19 protein-coding genes are annotated in these 17,259 nt (G+C 46.7%); 18 read left to right on the plus strand and 1 reads right to left on the minus strand.

All coding sequences use genetic code 11. The features are described from left to right. Nucleotides 1-10 precede the first annotated feature (10 nt). The 17 genes from ICN18_RS08730 (at nucleotide 11) to ICN18_RS08810 (ending at nucleotide 16,074) form a co-directional block, all read left to right on the plus strand. On the plus strand, nucleotides 11-214 hold the full coding sequence (locus ICN18_RS08730) for a hypothetical protein (RefSeq protein WP_216190124.1): 204 nt from the start codon (nucleotides 11-13) through the stop codon (nucleotides 212-214). Nucleotides 215-246: 32 nt separating this feature from the next. Then, the gene (gene leuD / locus ICN18_RS08735; protein ID WP_216190125.1) at nucleotides 247-894 is read left to right on the plus strand and encodes a 3-isopropylmalate dehydratase small subunit; all 648 of its coding nucleotides are present in this window, start codon (nucleotides 247-249) and stop codon (nucleotides 892-894) included. Between the two features lie 23 nt (nucleotides 895-917). Continuing rightward, the gene (gene leuB, locus ICN18_RS08740; protein WP_216190126.1) at nucleotides 918-1,988 is read left to right on the plus strand and encodes a 3-isopropylmalate dehydrogenase; all 1,071 of its coding nucleotides are present in this window, start codon (nucleotides 918-920) and stop codon (nucleotides 1,986-1,988) included. Between the two features lie 83 nt (nucleotides 1,989-2,071). Continuing rightward, on the plus strand, nucleotides 2,072-3,229 hold the full coding sequence (gene asd, locus ICN18_RS08745; RefSeq protein ID WP_216190127.1) for an aspartate-semialdehyde dehydrogenase: 1,158 nt from the start codon (nucleotides 2,072-2,074) through the stop codon (nucleotides 3,227-3,229). A 10-nt stretch (nucleotides 3,230-3,239) separates the two neighbouring features. Next, on the plus strand, nucleotides 3,240-4,646 hold the full coding sequence (locus tag ICN18_RS08750) for a FimV/HubP family polar landmark protein (protein WP_216190128.1): 1,407 nt from the start codon (nucleotides 3,240-3,242) through the stop codon (nucleotides 4,644-4,646). 2 nt (nucleotides 4,647-4,648) lie between these two features. Beyond that, on the plus strand, nucleotides 4,649-5,476 hold the full coding sequence (gene truA / locus ICN18_RS08755; protein WP_216190129.1) for a tRNA pseudouridine(38-40) synthase TruA: 828 nt from the start codon (nucleotides 4,649-4,651) through the stop codon (nucleotides 5,474-5,476). Nucleotides 5,477-5,514: 38 nt separating this feature from the next. Continuing rightward, nucleotides 5,515-6,192 (plus strand): phosphoribosylanthranilate isomerase, encoded by a 678-nt coding sequence (locus ICN18_RS08760; RefSeq protein ID WP_216190130.1) that lies wholly within the window; start codon nucleotides 5,515-5,517, stop codon nucleotides 6,190-6,192. A 30-nt stretch (nucleotides 6,193-6,222) separates the two neighbouring features. Next, nucleotides 6,223-7,416, plus strand: a complete 1,194-nt coding sequence (gene trpB, locus ICN18_RS08765) for a tryptophan synthase subunit beta (RefSeq protein WP_216190131.1) — start codon at nucleotides 6,223-6,225, stop codon at nucleotides 7,414-7,416. Nucleotides 7,417-7,474: 58 nt separating this feature from the next. After that, nucleotides 7,475-8,272 carry a tryptophan synthase subunit alpha gene (gene trpA, locus ICN18_RS08770; protein ID WP_216190132.1) on the plus strand — a complete coding sequence of 266 codons (798 nt, stop codon included), beginning with the start codon at nucleotides 7,475-7,477 and terminating at the stop codon, nucleotides 8,270-8,272. Nucleotides 8,273-8,277: 5 nt separating this feature from the next. Next, nucleotides 8,278-9,165, plus strand: a complete 888-nt coding sequence (accD, locus tag ICN18_RS08775) for an acetyl-CoA carboxylase, carboxyltransferase subunit beta (protein WP_216190133.1) — start codon at nucleotides 8,278-8,280, stop codon at nucleotides 9,163-9,165. 4 nt (nucleotides 9,166-9,169) lie between these two features. After that, a complete protein-coding gene (gene folC / locus ICN18_RS08780) occupies nucleotides 9,170-10,495 on the plus strand; it encodes a bifunctional tetrahydrofolate synthase/dihydrofolate synthase (protein WP_216190134.1) in 1,326 nt (441 codons plus the stop codon). 3 nt (nucleotides 10,496-10,498) lie between these two features. Then, entirely contained in the window at nucleotides 10,499-11,329 is an 831-nt protein-coding gene (locus ICN18_RS08785) for an SPOR domain-containing protein (RefSeq protein ID WP_216190135.1), read from the plus strand. Then, on the plus strand, nucleotides 11,329-11,895 hold the full coding sequence (locus tag ICN18_RS08790; RefSeq protein WP_216190136.1) for a CvpA family protein: 567 nt from the start codon (nucleotides 11,329-11,331) through the stop codon (nucleotides 11,893-11,895). The genes ICN18_RS08785 and ICN18_RS08790 overlap by 1 nt, the downstream gene beginning before the upstream one ends. A gap of 4 nt (nucleotides 11,896-11,899) precedes the next feature. Further along, nucleotides 11,900-13,438: an amidophosphoribosyltransferase gene (gene purF, locus ICN18_RS08795; protein WP_216190137.1), complete on the plus strand. Its 1,539-nt coding sequence runs from the start codon at nucleotides 11,900-11,902 to the stop codon at nucleotides 13,436-13,438. A gap of 60 nt (nucleotides 13,439-13,498) precedes the next feature. Next, nucleotides 13,499-14,707: an O-succinylhomoserine sulfhydrylase gene (locus tag ICN18_RS08800; protein WP_216190138.1), complete on the plus strand. Its 1,209-nt coding sequence runs from the start codon at nucleotides 13,499-13,501 to the stop codon at nucleotides 14,705-14,707. Between the two features lie 22 nt (nucleotides 14,708-14,729). Next, nucleotides 14,730-15,347, plus strand: a complete 618-nt coding sequence (locus tag ICN18_RS08805) for a class I SAM-dependent methyltransferase (RefSeq protein WP_216190139.1) — start codon at nucleotides 14,730-14,732, stop codon at nucleotides 15,345-15,347. A gap of 10 nt (nucleotides 15,348-15,357) precedes the next feature. Then, nucleotides 15,358-16,074 carry a Crp/Fnr family transcriptional regulator gene (locus tag ICN18_RS08810; protein WP_216190140.1) on the plus strand — a complete coding sequence of 239 codons (717 nt, stop codon included), beginning with the start codon at nucleotides 15,358-15,360 and terminating at the stop codon, nucleotides 16,072-16,074. Between the two features lie 84 nt (nucleotides 16,075-16,158). Here the strand turns inward: ICN18_RS08810 and ICN18_RS08815 are convergent, their stop codons facing one another. Continuing rightward, nucleotides 16,159-16,467 carry a high-potential iron-sulfur protein gene (locus tag ICN18_RS08815; protein WP_215363311.1) on the minus strand — a complete coding sequence of 103 codons (309 nt, stop codon included), beginning with the start codon at nucleotides 16,465-16,467 and terminating at the stop codon, nucleotides 16,159-16,161. 201 nt (nucleotides 16,468-16,668) lie between these two features. Here ICN18_RS08815 and ICN18_RS08820 point away from each other — a divergent pair, with 201 nt between their 5' ends. Then, on the plus strand, nucleotides 16,669-17,253 hold the full coding sequence (locus ICN18_RS08820; RefSeq protein ID WP_216190141.1) for a rhodanese-like domain-containing protein: 585 nt from the start codon (nucleotides 16,669-16,671) through the stop codon (nucleotides 17,251-17,253). The last annotated feature ends 6 nt before the right edge of the window (nucleotides 17,254-17,259 follow it).

Raw genomic sequence — 17,259 nt, forward strand, 5'->3', positions numbered from 1 at the left:
AAACGAATCAATGAAATTTTCTTCACTCTCTTTAATTTCTAGGCTAGCAATTGTTGGCCTCGTTGGAGTCATTATTTCTGCATGTAGCAGCACCATGGAAGGTGTTGGTAAGGATTTGCAGAACATGGGAACTTCCATGGGCGGATCTAATACACAACAAAATAATCAATCTCAAACCAAGGGTAAAGACGTTGTCGTTACTCCTGTGAAGTAAATCAATAGAGCAAATAGAGTAAAAGTCGAATCATGGAAAAATTTACGGTATACAAAGGTTTAGTTGCTCCGCTTAATCGCGAGAACGTGGATACCGATGCCATTATTCCGAAACAATTTCTAAAATCGATTAAGAAGACTGGTTTTGGTCAAAACCTATTTGATGAGTGGCGCTACTTAGATCATGGTGAGCCTGGTCAAGATTGCAGTAATCGCCCCATCAACCCTGACTTTGTTCTCAATCAACCGCGCTATAAAGGTGCCGGCATTCTCTTGGCTCGTAAGAACTTTGGATGTGGCAGCTCACGTGAGCATGCTCCATGGGCATTGGATCAATTTGGCTTTAGAGCAGTGATTGCACCCAGTTTTGCAGACATCTTCTATAACAACTGCTTCAAAAACGGTGTTTTGCCGATTGTTTTGACTGAAATGCAGGTGGATCATCTTTTTAACGATACCCAAGCGTTTAACGGTTATCAACTCACTATCGATCTCGAGGCTCAGCAGGTAATTGCCCCTGATGGCACAGCCTACAGCTTTGAAGTAGCCCCTTTTAGAAAATATTGCCTACTCAATGGCTTAGACGATATTGGCTTAACTCTGCAACATGCAGATAAAATCAAGGCTTATGAAGCCGAGCGCATTCTGAAGATGCCTTGGCTTGCGACACAATTGCCGTAATTTCGTTGATTTAAAGGCCTTTCATGAAAATTGCAGTTCTCCCGGGCGATGGTATCGGCCCGGAAATCGTTGCTCAAGCCGTTCGAGTGCTCCAAGCGCTTGGCCCAAAGTTTGATTTAGAAGAAGCTCCGGTTGGGGGTGCTGCCTATGACGTTGCTGGCCATCCTTTGCCACCAGCCACTTTAGAGCTGGCTAAAAAAGCAGATGCTATTTTGTTTGGCGCAGTCGGTGACTGGAAATACGACACACTTGCGCGCGAACTTCGCCCTGAGCAAGCCATCCTGGGTTTACGTAAACACCTCGAGTTGTTTGCGAACTTCAGGCCCGCTATTTGTTATCCGGAATTGACTGCTGCATCGAGTCTTAAACCAGAAATTATTGGCGGTTTGGACATTTTGATTGTGCGTGAACTCAATGGCGACATCTACTTTGGTCAGCCACGCGGTATTCGTACTTCAGAGTTGCCACTATTCAAAGGTGCACGTGAAGGTTTCGACACCATGCATTACAGCGAGCCAGAAGTAGAGCGCATTGGTCACGTTGCTTTTGAGGCGGCACGTAAGCGCGGCAAGAAAGTTTGCAGCGTAGATAAAGCAAACGTATTGGAAACTTCACAACTTTGGCGTGAAGTAATGATTCGTATTTCTAAAGAATATCCAGATGTTGAGTTGTCCCATATGTATGTAGACAACGCGGCAATGCAATTGGTTAAAGCGCCTAAAGCGTTTGACGTGGTGGTGACTGGCAATCTCTTTGGCGATATCTTGTCTGATGAGGCGGCTATGTTAACTGGCTCTATTGGTATGTTGCCATCAGCCTCTTTGGATAAGAACAACAAGGGCTTATACGAGCCAAGCCACGGTTCAGCGCCTGATATCGCTGGTAAAGGCATCGCCAATCCATTGGCAACGATTTTGTCTGCTGCAATGATGTTGCGCTATTCCTTAGGAATGCCTGCTGAGGCGGACCGTATTGAAAAGGCGGTTCAGAAAGTATTGGCGCAAGGATTACGTACGGCCGACATTTATACCGAAGGCACAAAAAAAGTATCAACGGTTGAAATGGGCGATGCTGTAGTTGCAGCGCTTGCGTAAGACATTAAATAGAAATAAGTAGAAACAAAACAAGAAACAAAGCAAGAAACAAAATAAACACATTTACTAGATAGTTAAAGATCATGGCAAATTCACAAACACCTTTGGTTGGTTTAGTTGGCTGGCGCGGTATGGTTGGTAGCGTTCTTATGGAACGTATGCTCGCTGAGAAAGATTTTGATCTGATCGAGCCAGTATTCTTTAGTACCAGCCAGGCGGGTGGCGAAGTGCCGCTCCTCAATGGTAAAAAAGTAACGAAGAGCGAAAGCACTTTGCAAGATGCAAATGACATCAAAGCATTGTCACGTTGCGACATTATCTTGACTTGCCAAGGCGGTGATTACACCAATGACATCTTCCCTAAGCTGCGTGCAGCAGGGTGGAATGGTCACTGGATTGATGCAGCTAGTGCGTTACGCATGAAAGATGATGCGGTATTGGTATTAGATCCTGTTAATCGCCCGGTAATTGATAAAGCTTTGGCTGCTGGCGGTAAGAATTGGATCGGCGCTAATTGTACTGTGAGTTTGATGATGATGGCTATGGGTGGCTTGGTAAAGGCTGACATGGTTGAGTGGATCAGTGCGATGACTTACCAAGCGGCTTCTGGTGCTGGTGCTCAAAACATGCGCGAATTGCTCCTACAAATGGGCGCATTGCGTGACAGCGTAGCCACTGAATTAGCTGACCCATCTTCATGGATTTTGGATATTGACCGCAAAGTAACTGAGACATTGCGCTCTGCTGATTTTCCGAAAAAGAATTTCCGCAACACTGCACTAGCGGGTAGCTTGATTCCTTGGATCGACGTGCCTGTTGAGAATGGTCAAACTAAAGAAGAGTGGAAGGGTGGCGCTGAGTTCAATAAGATCTTAGGTCGTCCTGCTTTCCGTACGCCTGGAAGCATTCCAATTGATGGCTTGTGCGTGCGCGTTGGTGCTATGCGTTGCCATTCACAAGGTTTGACTGTCAAGCTCAAAAAAGATATTCCGCTCAAAGAGATCGAAGCTATCTTGGCTGCAGATAATCAATGGGTCAAAGTGGTTCCAAATGATCGCGAGACTACGGAGCGTGATTTGTCTCCAGCTGCTATCAGCGGAACATTGACTGTTCCTATTGGTCGTTTACACAAGATGGCGATGGGCCCAGAGTACTTAGGCGCTTTCACTGTTGGCGATCAACTCTTGTGGGGTGCTGCTGAGCCATTGCGCCGCATGTTGCGCATCTTGCTTGAGAAGTAATTTAGCCTTTATGTTTCGTATTAGCCAGCTGGGCTTAAAGCTTCTTTGCGTTGTACTGCTTGGCTGGTCTTCATTTGCTAGCGCCATTTCTTTGGGCGCTCCACAACTGCAATCGCGTCCCGGTGAGCCACTGCGTGTTGAGATCCCCATTCGGGTTGGGACTGACGAGCAGGGTGCTTTATCTAGTCTTAATGTGGCGATGCCGAATAAGGCAGCTTACGAGCGCTTAGGAATTTCTCAAAAGATTCTTGAACTCAACCCACAGGCAATGGTTTACCGCAATCGCCAAGAGAAACTCATGGTGTTGGTGGAGACAGTGAACTCTGTGCCGATGACCGACGATCCATTCTTGGATGTATTGGTAAACCTCAATTGGTCTAGTGGCAGTCTTACCAAAACATTCACATTGCTACTGGGTGATGTTCAGAAGGTCACAGTAAAGCCCGGACAAACATTGTCTGAAATTGCGGCCATCATGACCCCTCAATTGGATGGCGCCACTCTTGATCAAACCATGATGGCTTTATACAAAGCCAATCCTGATGCATTTGCCAGTGGCAGTATCAATCGTTTGGCTGCTGGTGCTGAGTTGTCTAAGCCAAGCCAAGCGCTATTACGCTCAATCAGTCCCGCAGAGGCAAGCCAGTTTGTTGCGGATGCTAATGAGCAATGGCGCCAAGAGCATGCAGAAAAGGACGGAGCCTCAGGCACATCCAAGTCTACAAATTCCAAAACAACTGAAGCATCACCTAAAGATCGCTTAAAGATTGGCTCAAGTGCTGACGGCAATGAACAAGAGCGTCGTTATACAGAAGAGTTAGTTGCCCAAGAGAAGATGTTGGAGCAAACCAAGGCTCGTGTTGCTGAATTGGAAAAGAATATTGCTGACCTGCAAAAGCTCTTAGACAAATCTAAAGAGAAAAAGGCGGTAGACAATAACTTTGGCCTAGGTGGCTTCGGACCAGCAATACTGGCTGTGACCCTAATTGGATTAACGGGTTTATTGCTCTGGGGTTTAGCTCGCAACGCGCGTCGCTCAGAAGTGCCGACATTCCAGACTACACACGATCATGCTGCTAAAGGGCTTGATAAAACTGAAAAGCCAGTTGCTGGAGCCCCATTTGAAATGCCGGCACGTGCAAAGGCGCTCTTTGATGGGATTGATCTTGATCTCTCCAAGCCCGCAAATGAAGCGCCGGCAGCAACCATTCCTGTAGCAACTACCCCTGTAGCCAATCATTTGGCTGATACCTTGCGTGTCAAACTAAATCTTGCGCGTGCCTACATCACAATTGAAGACTTCTCTGCAGCAAAAAAATCTTTGGATGAAGTGCTTCGCATCAGCAATTCGGTAGATCCAGCAATTACGATTGAAGCGCAAGGCTTGTTGGTAGAGATCTCGCACCGTAACGCCTGATCATGCGTATAGCCCTTGGCCTTCAATATGACGGCAGCTCTTATTCTGGCTGGCAAACGCAGGTCAATCACAACACAGTACAAGACGAGCTAGAAAAAGCGATATCTGCTTTTGTTGGTGAACAATCTTCTGCACAGCATCCTATTCATACGAATACCGCAGGCAGGACCGATACGGGGGTTCACGCCTTAGGGCAAGTAGTCCACTTTGATACCAATGTAGAGCGTGAAGACTTTTCATGGGTAAGGGGGGTGAACTCATTCTTGCCGTCATCGATTGTGGTGAATTGGGCTAAGCCCGTTTCCGATGAGTTCAGTGCACGTTTCTCTGCTTATGAGCGTGAATACATTTATGCCTTACAGGCAGGACCATGTCGTTCGCCGATGTCGCATTCTCGTGCTGGTTACTTAATGCTGCCGCCAAATCATTGGCTTGATGTTGAGGCAATGAAGAAGTCGGCCGAATGTTTAATTGGTGAGCATGATTTCAGTTCTTTCCGTTCATCGGAGTGTCAAAGTAAAACGCCGATTAAAACGCTTTACTCCATTGAGATTATTTCCGAGCAACCCTGGGTGTACTTTCGGATTCGGGGTAACGCCTTTTTGCATCACATGATTCGTAATGTGGTCGGTTGTTTTTTGCAAATTGGTCAGGGTAGACAAAAGCCCGAGTGGATGGCTGAAGTCTTGGGTGCTAAGAATAGGCAAATCGCTGCCCCTACCTTTATGGCGGATGGCTTGTATTTGGCCAAAATCACCTATCCAGAGGAATTTGCCATTCCCCAGCCTTGGCTGGAAAACTCCTGGCTGCCAGCTCAGGTCATTGGATAGCACAAGAAATAAAGGGCCTCAGGCCTTATCATTCATTTATGGGCTTACTGACATATTCTCCGGGTCGAACTAGGGTCAAAATCTGCGGATTAAAGACCTCAGCAGATATTGATTCTGCAGTTTCTGCAGGGGTGGATGCGGTTGGCTTTGTCTTTTACCCGCCAAGCGTGCGTGCTGTCAGCCCCAATATCGCTGCCCAGCTCATTTCTAGACTCCCAGCAGGGGTAGATGCCGTTGGCCTCGTCGTCAATGCCACAGATGAGCAATTTGCTGCTATTCGGGCTGCTGCCTCGATCACCTTATGGCAGTTTCATGGGGATGAGACCCCAGAGCGCTGTGCCCAGCTTGCTGCAGGCGAGCCTTGGATGAAGGCTGCCCGTGTAGGAGCCGCCTTCGCATTTGATGATTTTTCCCTACAATATGGGGATGCAAACGCTTTTCTGCTGGATGCCCTCGTTGAGGGATATGGTGGCGGAGGCGTTCCTTTTGATTGGCAAGGAATTCCACAGACATGGGTAAGCGAAAACGCGCCTCGGGTCGTTTTGAGTGGTGGATTGAACACGCACAACGTGGGCGAGGCCATAGCACGCCTACATCCTTGCGCGGTTGACGTCAGCAGTGGCGTAGAAAGCAGCAGGGGTGTTAAAGATCCTGCGCTCATGACTGAGTTTATAAAAGCAGTGCGCGCAGCAGATGCCAAAGCATCATCCCAATAATTTGCTGTAGATAAATCAAAAGAGGTAGCTATGTACGACAAGCCAGATGCACGAGGACACTTTGGTCCCTATGGTGGCGTGTTTGTTTCTGAGACATTGATGTTCGCATTAGATGAACTCAAAGAAGCATATGCAAAATATCAGAACGATCCAGAATTCATTGAAGAGTTTCATTACGAGCTCAAACACTTTGTAGGTAGACCATCTCCGGTTTATCACGCGAAGCGTTGGAGTGAAATGCTCGGTGGTGCGCAGATCTATCTCAAGCGTGAAGATTTAAATCACACTGGCGCACACAAGATCAATAACGTGATTGGCCAAGCCATGCTCGCTAAGCGCATGGGTAAGCCTCGCATCATTGCTGAGACAGGCGCTGGTCAACACGGTGTTGCTACTGCTACCATCTGTGCTCGCTTTGGCCTTGATTGCACGGTATACCAAGGCTCTGTTGACGTAGCTCGTCAAGCCCAAAACGTGTTCCGCATGAAGTTGTTGGGAGCCAAAGTGGTTCCAGTCGAGTCAGGCACTAAAACTTTGAAAGATGCACTCAATGAAGCAATGCGTGATTGGGTGACTAACGTCGATAACACTTTCTACATCATTGGTACTGTTGCAGGTCCTCATCCTTATCCAATGATGGTGCGAGATTTCCAAAGCGTAATTGGCGAAGAGTGCAAAGTGCAAATGCCAGAAATGACTGGTCGTCAACCGGATTATGTTTTAGCTTGCGTTGGTGGTGGTTCAAATGCAATGGGCATTTTCTATCCTTATATCGATTTCCCAGAAGTGAAGCTCATTGGTGTTGAAGCAGCAGGGCATGGTTTAGGAAGCGGCTTACATTCGGCAGCCCTTTGCGTTGGATCGCCTGGGGTATTGCACGGCAACCGTACTTATTTATTACAAGACAAGAATGGCCAGATCTCTGAGACGCATTCTGTTTCTGCTGGCATGGACTATCCAGGCGTTGGCCCTGAGCATGCTTGGTTAAAAGATTCTGGTCGCGCAGATTATGTTGCGATTACTGATGAAGAAGCGCTAAAAGCATTCCACGACTGCTGTCAGATTGAAGGCATCATTCCAGCACTGGAGTCCTCACACGCCATTGCCTATGCCTGCAAGCTTGCTAAGACCTTGCCAAAAGACAAGACCATCTTGGTTAACCTCTCAGGTCGTGGTGACAAGGACATGCATACCGTTGCGCAGGCAACGGGCTCAGAAGGCTGAGTAAAAAAATAAAACGAAAATAAGAATAAGAAAACAAAAATAGAAAAACCAATTAGCTATGTCAAAAATTACTGCGCTCTTCAAAGAGCTTAAAGCAACCGGTAAAAAAGGATTAATTCCTTTTATTACTGCAGGTGATCCAGATCCTAAGCAAACTGTTGAATTGATGCATGCATTAGTGCGTGGTGGTTCAAGCGTGATCGAATTGGGTGTGCCATTCTCCGATCCAATGGCCGACGGCCCTGTGATTCAAAGATCATCTGAACGCGCTTTAACGCACGGGGTAACTTTGCATTCTTGCTTAGAGATGGTGAAAGAATTTCGCAAGGAGGATGCCAACACGCCAGTTGTTCTGATGGGGTATGCAAATCCGGTTGAGCAAATGGGAGCAGAGCGTTTTGCAACCGAAGCAAAAGCCGCTGGTGTTGATGGTGTTCTTATTGTGGATTACCCACCAGAAGAGTGTGTAGATTTTGCTGCTCGCATGCGTGTTGCAGGCATTGATCCAATTTTCTTGTTGGCACCTACCTCATCACATGATCGTATTAAAGAGGCCGCCAAAATAGCTTCTGGTTATATCTATTATGTTTCGATGCGCGGTGTTACAGGAGCATCCAACCTCAATACCCAAGACGTGGCCAGCATCATCCCAAAAATCCGTGAAGAAACCGATATTCCGATTGCTGTGGGCTTTGGAATCAGCGATGCTGCTAGCGCTAAGGCCGTGTCTGCCAGTGCTGATGCTGTGGTGATTGGTAGCCGCATTATTCGTCTTTTGGAGGATGCGCCCCCTGGTCAGGCAGTACAATCACTGGAAACCTTCATTCGTGAGATTCGCGACGCATTGGATAGTTAAAACTAATGAGCTGGATAGATAAATTACTCCCACCCCAAATTCAACATACTGACCCTGCAAATCGCAAGTCAGTACCGGAGGGATTGTGGGTTAAGTGTCCAAGTTGTGAAACGGTGCTCTATAGCACTGACATTGAAGCGAATTTATCAGTATGTCCAAAATGCAGTCATCACATGCGTATTGGAGCGCGTCTGCGTTTAGATAGTTTGCTTGATGAAAAAGGTCGCTATGAAATTGGTGCAGATATCTATCCAACGGATCCACTGAAATTTAAAGACTCCAAAAAATATCCAGATCGGATCAAAGAAGCGAATGATGCTTCTGGTGAATCTGAAGCCTTGATTGTGATGGGTGGCAAGATTGAAGCCATTCCGGTAGTAGCTGCTTGTTTTGAATTTCAATACATGGGGGGCTCAATGGGCTCTGTAGTCGGTGAGCGTTTTGCTCGCGGCGTACAGGAAGCAATCAATAAGAAGTGCGCATTTATTTGCGTAACTGCCACTGGCGGTGCGCGTATGCAAGAGAGTTTGTTGTCTCTCTTTCAGATGGCTAAGACCAACTCGATGTTGACCTTGTTGGCCAAAAAAGGCTTGCCTTACATCAGCGTGCTTACTGACCCAACGATGGGTGGTATCTCTGCAAGCTTTGCCTTCATGGGTGATGTGGTGATGGCTGAACCAAAAGCCTTGATTGGTTTTGCTGGTCCACGCGTGATTGAGCAAACTGTTCGTGAAAAATTGCCAGAGGGATTCCAGCGTTCGGAGTTCTTGATGCAAAAGGGTGGTATCGACATGATTGTCGATCGTCGCCAGATGCGCGGTGAAATTGCCCGTTTGTTGGCGTTGCTGCAAAAGCTTCCTGAGCCTGCGATCGCGGGTAGCGCAGCCGTTTAAGCGCTTGAGCTCAGTACACCAAGCCCCCATTTTATTTTCTAGCCTAGAGGCTTGGCTTAGTCACCTCGAAACTGCTCACCCTGTTGGTATCGACATGGGGCTTGAGCGCATTAATCGTGTGAAGGCTGCACTCAATCTTCATTTCGATTGTCCGGTGATTACTGTCGCCGGTACAAACGGCAAAGGATCTACCTGCGCTTTCTTGGAAAGTATTCTCTTAGCCTCAGGCTATCGCGTCGGCTGTCACACATCTCCACACCTTCTTAAATTTAATGAGCGTGCTCGCATCAATGGTGAAGATGTTAATGACAACATCTTGCTTGAGCATTTTGCTGCTGTAGAAAATGCTCGTGTGAGTCTTATTGATGCACCAACCCTGACGTATTTTGAGTTCACCACTTTAGCCATCATGCATCTATTTGCTAAATCGAATTTAGATGCGGTTGTATTAGAGGTTGGTATGGGTGGCCGTCTTGATGCGGTCAATATAGTGGATGCAGATTGCGCCATCGTCACTAGTATCGATATTGATCATGCGGATTTTTTGGGAGGTACGCGCGAAGCCATTGGTCTAGAGAAAGCGGGCATTTTCCGTCCTGGACATATTGCGGTATGCGGTGATCCTATGCCGCCGCAATCACTCATTGACCATGCTGAGAAGCTGGGCTGTGATCTCTGGTTGCAGGGACGCGATTACAACTTCCAGGGTGACAAACAACAATGGGGTTGGGCAGGGCGTAAAAAACGCTTTAGCGGGCTTGGTTACCCAGCGCTTCGTGGCGCAAATCAGATTCTGAATGCCTCTGCTGTCATCGCCGCCTTAATGGCATTGCACCAGCGCCTGCCAGTTAGCGCCCAGGATATTCGCAATGGCTTTGCCTTGGTAGAGTTGCCAGGCCGTTTCCAGGTCTTACCAGGGCAGCCTACCGTTGTCTTAGATGTTGCCCACAACCCCCATGCTGCTGCTACCTTAGCTCAGGGGCTCGATAAGATGGGTTATCACCCTTACACCTATGCCATTTTTGGGGCTATGGCTGACAAGGATATAGAGGGCGTCATTAAACCCCTTCTGAATATCGTAGATTTCTGGTTTTGCACGGATTTGCCTACCCCTAGGGCTGCTTCTGCGCAGTTCCTTGCTCAGAAGCTTGAAAGCATGGGCGTTAAGCCAAAAAACGGGGCAGATGGCGGGATCGAAATCTTCGAAAACCCTGCTTTAGCGTATCAAAAAGCGCTTTCTCAGGCTGGTGAGGGTGATAGAATTGTCACCTTCGGATCCTTCTATACCGTTGCAGGCGTAATGACTTACCGAAACAACCAGGCCCACTGATCCATGATTCGTTTACCAAGCTTTTTTAAGCGAAAAACCCAGTCTGATGATCTTGAACTCGGTTCAAGGGGCGGTCGCACCGCCAAAAGAACGGCACCACGCAGTTTTCAGCGCGCAGCAGAAGCTGAAGAACTTGCCCTAACCGAAGATCCAGAACAACAAAGAGCGCGCCATCGTCTTATTGGTGCAGCCGTTTTAGTCCTCATTGCAGTCGTTGGTCTACCCCGAATTTTGGATAGCAAGCCAAAGTCAGCGCCAAACGATATTGCCGTCAATATTGTGACCAGCTTGCCTATCCCAGGAACAGAAACAAAGCCTGAAGAGAGGCCAAAGGCTGAGGTCGTGGCAGATTCAGCAAAAGAGGCCCCTAAAGCTGCAGTAACTCCTGAGGTAAAGACCGAATCAAAGCCAGAAGTGAAAGCTGAAGCCAAGGTGGAAAATAAGCCAACAGCTCCAGCAGCAAACAAGTCTGGCGCATTGGGCTTGGCGGCAGGTGAGGAGGTGGTTGCTGCAAGCACTCCTAAAGCAGATCCTAAGGTAGACACTAAGTCTAAGGCGGATGATGCCGTCAAACCTGCTGCATCAAACGGCTCAGGCAAATACGTTATTCAGATCGGCGCCTTTGCATCGGAAGAGCGCGCCAAGGGTTGGATCGCCAAACTAAAAGATCAAAAGATTCCTAACTATGTCTTAAATAAGACAGGCAGTGACGGCACAAAGTTGTATGTGCTACGTGCAGGACCATATACCGATAAAGATGCTGCAGAAGCGGCGGAAAAGAAAATTAAGGCGATGGGTCTTTCACCAAGACTCGTCGAATCCGGTAAGCAGTAATGGAATATTTATCCACCCTCAAGCTAACATCGGTGGATTACTTCACCCTAGTTGTGCTCTTGGTATCCGCCTTAGTAGGCATCTCACGCGGTTTATTTAAAGAGGTGCTTGCCTTAGCTTCTTGGTTTGCCGCAGCCTGGGTTGCATATCACTACAGTAATTACCTCTCAACAGAATGGTTGTCGACTTTTCATCTGGATGAGCTTCTTAGTCTGGGTGTTAGCTTCCTAATCCTCTTTGTCCTTACTCTGATAGTTTGCGGTTTATTTGGCGGGGTGGTGCAAAAAATTATTCTATCGGTTGGTCTGAGTTTGACTGACCGTTTTTTGGGTTTGATATTTGGTGTGATTCGTGGCGGCTTAATCGTAGTGGTACTTGCTACCTTAGCTGCACTCACACCTATTCCGCAAAGTATGGCTTGGAAGAATGCAATCACCAGGCCAGCAATTGATATGGCAACCGGTTTAATTAAAGGTTGGCTTCCTGCCGACTGGGCAAAGCAATTGGGTGATGCTATGCCTAAAGTTACCCCTACCATTACTCCTAAATTAACAATAGGAATCTAGAGATATGTGCGGCGTCGTCGGAACTGTTTCTCACTCACCAGTAAATCAACTTCTCTATGATGCTTTGTTGCTTTTGCAACATCGCGGTCAAGATGCTGCAGGTATTGCAACGATGAACGGTAATTCGTTCACGATGCATAAAGCCAACGGCTTAGTTAGAGACGTCTTTAGAACTCGCAATATGCGCAGCTTAGTAGGCAGCGCTGGTATCGGCCAAGTGCGTTACCCAACTGCTGGCTCTGCCAGCAGCGAAGAAGAGGCACAGCCGTTTTATGTAAGCGCACCATACGGCATCATCTTGGCTCATAACGGTAATCTGACCAATGCACCAAGTTTGCGTGTGGAGATGGCTTATCGTGATCGTCGTCACATCAACACCAGTTCAGACACCGAAGTATTGCTCAACGTTTTAGCTGACGAACTTCAAAAAGAAACGAATAGCGCGGCTCTAGATGAGGGCGCAATGTTTAATGCTGTGACTGGGGTTACTAATCGCGTTAAAGGTTCATATGCGGTTGTTTCTTTAATAGCAGGTTATGGTTTATTGGCTTTCCGTGATCAATACGGTATTCGTCCTCTGTGTATTGGCCGTATCGATACTCCTCAGGGTCCTGAGTGGATGATTGCATCAGAGTCCGTAGCGCTAGAGGGATTAGGCTTTACATTCGTACGTGACGTTAATCCAGGTGAAGCAACCTATATTGACTTGGATGGCAATTTTTATTCACGTCAGTGCGTGCCCAATGCAGTATTAACACCTTGTATTTTTGAATACGTTTACATGGCAAGACCAGACTCCACCATTGATGGCGTCACTGTCTACAACGTTCGCATGCGTATGGGTGATTACTTGGCTGAGAAGATTCGCAAAGAGACTGATGTCTCCGAGATCGATGTAGTCATGCCAATCCCAGACTCAAGCCGTCCAGCGGCAATGCAGGTGGCTAAGAACTTAGGTGTAGATTACCGCGAAGGCTTCTTTAAGAACCGATACATTGGCCGTACCTTCATCATGCCAGGACAGGCTGTTCGCAAGAAATCTGTTCGTCAGAAATTGAATGCGATGCGTATTGAGTTCAAAGATAAGACTGTCTTGATTGTGGATGACTCTATTGTTCGTGGAACCACTTCATTTGAGATCGTGCAGATGGCTCGTGAATCAGGCGCCAAGAAAGTAATCTTTGCATCTGCTGCGCCGCCTGTACGCTTCCCGAACGTTTACGGTATTGATATGCCAACTCGTAGCGAATTGGTTGCCTATGGCCGTACTGATGAAGAAATCAACAAGATGATTGGTGCCGATCAGTTGATTTATCAAAGTATTGAAGATATGAAGCAGGCGGTAAGGGATGTTAATCCTGATATTAAGAATTTTGAGGCCTCTTGCTTTGATGGCTTCTATGTAACTGGTGACATCACTGAGTCCTATTTAGACGCTTTGGAAGCTGCCAGAAATACCTCAGACGCTAAGGCGGATCGTCAGAAGGATTCCAGTGACTTTGCCCGCTCACAGCTCCATCTGCATTTGGCTACCGAAGACTAAAAAGCGACAGGAATTTGCCTCAATCGAGGCAAATCCCCATTTCGGTGTCAAAATAGCAGTATGAAGAGTAAAACCACACGCAAAAAACCCGATTTTTCTAAGCTAGCGCTCGAGACCTTGGCTGTCCGCGCTGGTACTCGTCGTACAGCAGAATACCAAGAGCACTCAGAGGCGATGTTCCTGACCTCTAGCTTCTGCTTTGATAGCGCAGAGTTGGCTGCCGATGGTTTTGCACATGCTGATCAAGGCTTCATCTATTCTCGCTTTACCAATCCTACAGTCAGCATGTTCCAAGACCGCTTGGCGGCCCTAGAGGGTGGTGAGGCATGTATTGCTACAGCATCAGGCATGTCAGCCATTTTGACAATGACGATGGCTCATCTACAAGCAGGTGACCATGTTGTTTGTTCGCGCTCCGTATTCGGTGCAACGATTCAGTTGTTTACGAATATCCTGGGTCGCTTCGGCATTACAACAACTTATGCTGATTTGGCAGATATCAAGTCATGGCAGGCTGCTATCCAACCAAATACCAAACTCTTTTATTTAGAGACGCCTTCCAATCCATTGACTGAGATTGCGGACATTAAAGCAATCTCCAAGATTGCTAAGAAGGCGGGCGCATTGTTTGCTGTTGATAACTGCTTCTGCACACCAGCATTGCAAAAACCATTGGCCCTTGGTGCTGATGTCGTCATTCATTCGGCAACCAAGTACTTGGATGGGCAGGGTCGCATGGTAGGTGGTGCAATTGTGGGTAGCAAAGACTTCATCATGGGAAAGGTATTCCCATACGTACGTACTGCTGGGCCAACGCTATCTGCATTTAATGCTTGGGTTTTCCTCAAGGGCTTGGAGACTTTGGAGCTTCGTATGAAGCAACAAAGCCAGAATGCACTCGCCTTAGCGCAATGGCTAGAGAAGCAGCCTGGTGTTGAGCGCGTTTACCATCCTGGCCTCAAATCACACCCTCAACATGCTTTGGCAATGCGTCAGCAAAAAGAGGGCGGAGCAATTTTGTCCTTCACCTTGAAGGGTGGTAAGAAAGCTGCATTCAAGCTCATTAATCAAACTAAGCTTTGCTCGATTACTGCAAACTTGGGTGATACTCGTACGACCATTACGCATCCAGCTACAACAACGCATTGCCGAGTAACCTCAGAGGCCCGCAAAGCCGCAGGTATCTCTGATGGCTTGGTGCGTATTGCGGTTGGTCTTGAAAATATCAATGACTTAAAGAGCGACCTCGTTGGTGGACTCAAAAAGTAATCAAGTTCATCAGGATAGGTCTATGAGTTTTGCGGATGCCACCCAGTTCTGGAATGAGCGCTTCGATAAAGAAGAGTTCATCTTTGGAAAAGAACCCAATGAGTATCTAGTTGAAAAAGCGAAGCAATACTTAAAGCCAAAAAATAAGGTCTTATGTATTGCTGATGGCGAAGGACGCAATGGTGTCTGGCTTGCTAAGCAAGGTATGCAAGTGGTTGGTTTTGATGCATCAGATATTGCGCTTACTAAGGCAAAGCAGTTTGCCAAAGACAATCAAGTAGAGGTTGATTACTCTTTCTCTGATACTGATAGCTATGCTTGGCATGAGAATACTTATGACGCAGTGATTGGCATCTTCATACAGTTCGCTGATCCAGCAATGCGCGCCAGAATCTTCCAGCAAGCATATAAAGCGACTAAGCCAGGCGGACTCTTTATCCTTCAGGGCTATACCCCTAAGCAGCTCGAATACAAAACTGGTGGTCCAAGCCTAATAGAGCATCTGTACACAGAAGAGTTGATTAGAGATCTTGCTAAAGAATTTGAGATCTTAGAACTCGTTAGCTACGAGAAAGAACTCTCTGAAGGTCCAAGACATACTGGTATGTCAGCAATACTGGGCTTGGTTTGCAGAAAATGAGTAGTTTCGTATGAAGACTATCGAAATAAAAAGTGCATGGCAGGGCAATAGCGATTGCAATGCGTGCTCTATTCGCAGCTCTGCGCTTTTTGCCGAATTAAATGAGGACGATTTTTCTAAAATCCATTCGCCGATTGATGATTTAAGGTATGAGGCTAATTCAGGTATATACACGCAGGGGGATTCTGCAGAACATTTGTATACCTTACGCGAAGGCTATATCAAGTTGTTGCATATCAATTCCGACGGCTCAAATAGAATAGTGCGACTAGTTATGCCTGGTGATTTGTTTGGTATGGAGGCTTTGTTAGGTGAGACTTATACGCATTCTGCTGCAGCACTATCCAATATCCACCTGTGCCGCATTCCAAAAGCGATTATTTCCAGCTTGGGTGAAGAGTCCCCACGCTTACATCGTCAAATTGTAAAAAAATGGGGTGAAGCCCTGACTCAGTCGGAGTCATGGTTTTCTGAAATTAATACCGGAAGAATTGAAGTGCGTTTAGCGAGATTTTTCTTGCGTGTGGCTAAGATCTCTGGGGATATGGCAGTTGCGCCACTCTTTAAGAGGGAGGATATGGGCTTGATGATGGACGTGAAGTTTGAAACTATCAGTAGGGCGCTTGCTTCTATGGCGGAACAGGGCTTAATTTCCAATATCGGAAAGTTAAGCATTCAAATTCCGAGCATAAAAAAACTTGAAAGCTTTTCTCAAGCGGGCTCTTAAAATTTAAATCAATGAAAAAGACCGCCATAGCGGTCTTTTTTGTTTTCTAATCTAACTTAGCTGAGAATAAATTCAGATTCTGAATTAAGCCTTCTTAGCGTAAGCAGAACACCAGCCTTTGCCAGAAACTTGCTTACCAGCAAACAATGAGCAACCGCCAGCAGCCGCATCCGCTTTGCCTTGGAACAATGCACAGTTGCTGCATTGTTGTCCGGCGGCATACTTAGCGTATTTGGCCTTATCGACAGTTGTTGCATTCGCCTTGTAGCCCAAAGCAGCGGCTTGCGGATCAGTTTCTGCAACCATTGCTTGAGCTTGAACTTTACCGTTCAATGCCAAAGTGCAAGCACCAGCAGCAGACAAAATCATAAATTGACGACGACTATTTTTCATAAAGACTCCAGTGTTCGGATGAATAAAAAGCTTAAATAACTAGCTATAAGGGATATTAAAGGGGATAACACCATCAACAATAGGGGTTTCTCAGTATTAAGTTTAGCAACTCTTGGGCTCACACTGTAGGAATATGCATAAATGCGTATATAAGCATTTAAATCAATGGTTTTACTCAAATTAATAAAAAAGAGGGGTTTTATGAAAAAGCTTTTTTCACTCGGCCTGATGTTGTTTTCAGGTATAGCCGCCGCACAAACCGCTGCGCCTGCCAGCCCAGAATTACTGCAGATTATTGATAAGTCCACTAACTTCGTTGTCAAAACCTCAAAGGGGCCGATTGAAATTACCCGCGTAATGACACCTTGTGCCAAAAATAAAGGATGGTTGCAGCCATTAATTCCAATCAAGGGTGTTGTGCCAGTTGATGAAATTGATGTTCTCAACGCCTTGAACGACAAAGATTCGCTTGTAGTTGATATGCGTGTAATTGATGACCGCGTCAAAGGAACTATTCCTGGCTCTATTGGCATTCCTTACACTGAAGTTGCAATGCGCATGGATGAATTGGGTTGCAAAAAGCCTGCAGCAGGATCAACTAAATGGGACTGCTCCAAAGCTAAGAAGGTTTATGCATTCTGTAATGGTCCAGTTTGTCCACAAAGCCCAATGGCAATGGCCGCTATGACTCGTGATGGTTTTCCTGCAACTAAGATCTACTACTATCGCGGTGGCATGTTGGACTGGGATGCGCTTGGCTTGACAACGGTAAAGGGTGAGTTTTAAGTCTTC

This window comes from Polynucleobacter parvulilacunae (genome assembly GCF_018881715.1).
Lineage (GTDB): Bacteria > Pseudomonadota > Gammaproteobacteria > Burkholderiales > Burkholderiaceae > Polynucleobacter > Polynucleobacter parvulilacunae.

Bases quoted from the DNA above. Each gene is read 5' to 3' on its own strand.
- ICN18_RS08730 (WP_216190124.1), top strand. From the start codon at position 11: ATGAAATTTTCTTCACTCTCTTTAATTTCTAGGCTAGCAATTGTTGGC.
- leuD (WP_216190125.1), top strand. From the start codon at position 247: ATGGAAAAATTTACGGTATACAAAGGTTTAGTTGCTCCGCTTAATCGC.
- leuB (WP_216190126.1), top strand. From the start codon at position 918: ATGAAAATTGCAGTTCTCCCGGGCGATGGTATCGGCCCGGAAATCGTT.
- asd (WP_216190127.1), top strand. From the start codon at position 2,072: ATGGCAAATTCACAAACACCTTTGGTTGGTTTAGTTGGCTGGCGCGGT.
- ICN18_RS08750 (WP_216190128.1), top strand. From the start codon at position 3,240: ATGTTTCGTATTAGCCAGCTGGGCTTAAAGCTTCTTTGCGTTGTACTG.
- truA (WP_216190129.1), top strand. From the start codon at position 4,649: ATGCGTATAGCCCTTGGCCTTCAATATGACGGCAGCTCTTATTCTGGC.
- ICN18_RS08760 (WP_216190130.1), top strand. From the start codon at position 5,515: ATGGGCTTACTGACATATTCTCCGGGTCGAACTAGGGTCAAAATCTGC.
- trpB (WP_216190131.1), top strand. From the start codon at position 6,223: ATGTACGACAAGCCAGATGCACGAGGACACTTTGGTCCCTATGGTGGC.
- trpA (WP_216190132.1), top strand. From the start codon at position 7,475: ATGTCAAAAATTACTGCGCTCTTCAAAGAGCTTAAAGCAACCGGTAAA.
- accD (WP_216190133.1), top strand. From the start codon at position 8,278: ATGAGCTGGATAGATAAATTACTCCCACCCCAAATTCAACATACTGAC.
- ICN18_RS08785 (WP_216190135.1), top strand. From the start codon at position 10,499: ATGATTCGTTTACCAAGCTTTTTTAAGCGAAAAACCCAGTCTGATGAT.
- ICN18_RS08790 (WP_216190136.1), top strand. From the start codon at position 11,329: ATGGAATATTTATCCACCCTCAAGCTAACATCGGTGGATTACTTCACC.
- purF (WP_216190137.1), top strand. From the start codon at position 11,900: ATGTGCGGCGTCGTCGGAACTGTTTCTCACTCACCAGTAAATCAACTT.
- ICN18_RS08800 (WP_216190138.1), top strand. From the start codon at position 13,499: ATGAAGAGTAAAACCACACGCAAAAAACCCGATTTTTCTAAGCTAGCG.
- ICN18_RS08805 (WP_216190139.1), top strand. From the start codon at position 14,730: ATGAGTTTTGCGGATGCCACCCAGTTCTGGAATGAGCGCTTCGATAAA.
- ICN18_RS08810 (WP_216190140.1), top strand. From the start codon at position 15,358: ATGAAGACTATCGAAATAAAAAGTGCATGGCAGGGCAATAGCGATTGC.
- ICN18_RS08815 (WP_215363311.1), bottom strand. From the start codon at position 16,467: ATGAAAAATAGTCGTCGTCAATTTATGATTTTGTCTGCTGCTGGTGCT.
- ICN18_RS08820 (WP_216190141.1), top strand. From the start codon at position 16,669: ATGAAAAAGCTTTTTTCACTCGGCCTGATGTTGTTTTCAGGTATAGCC.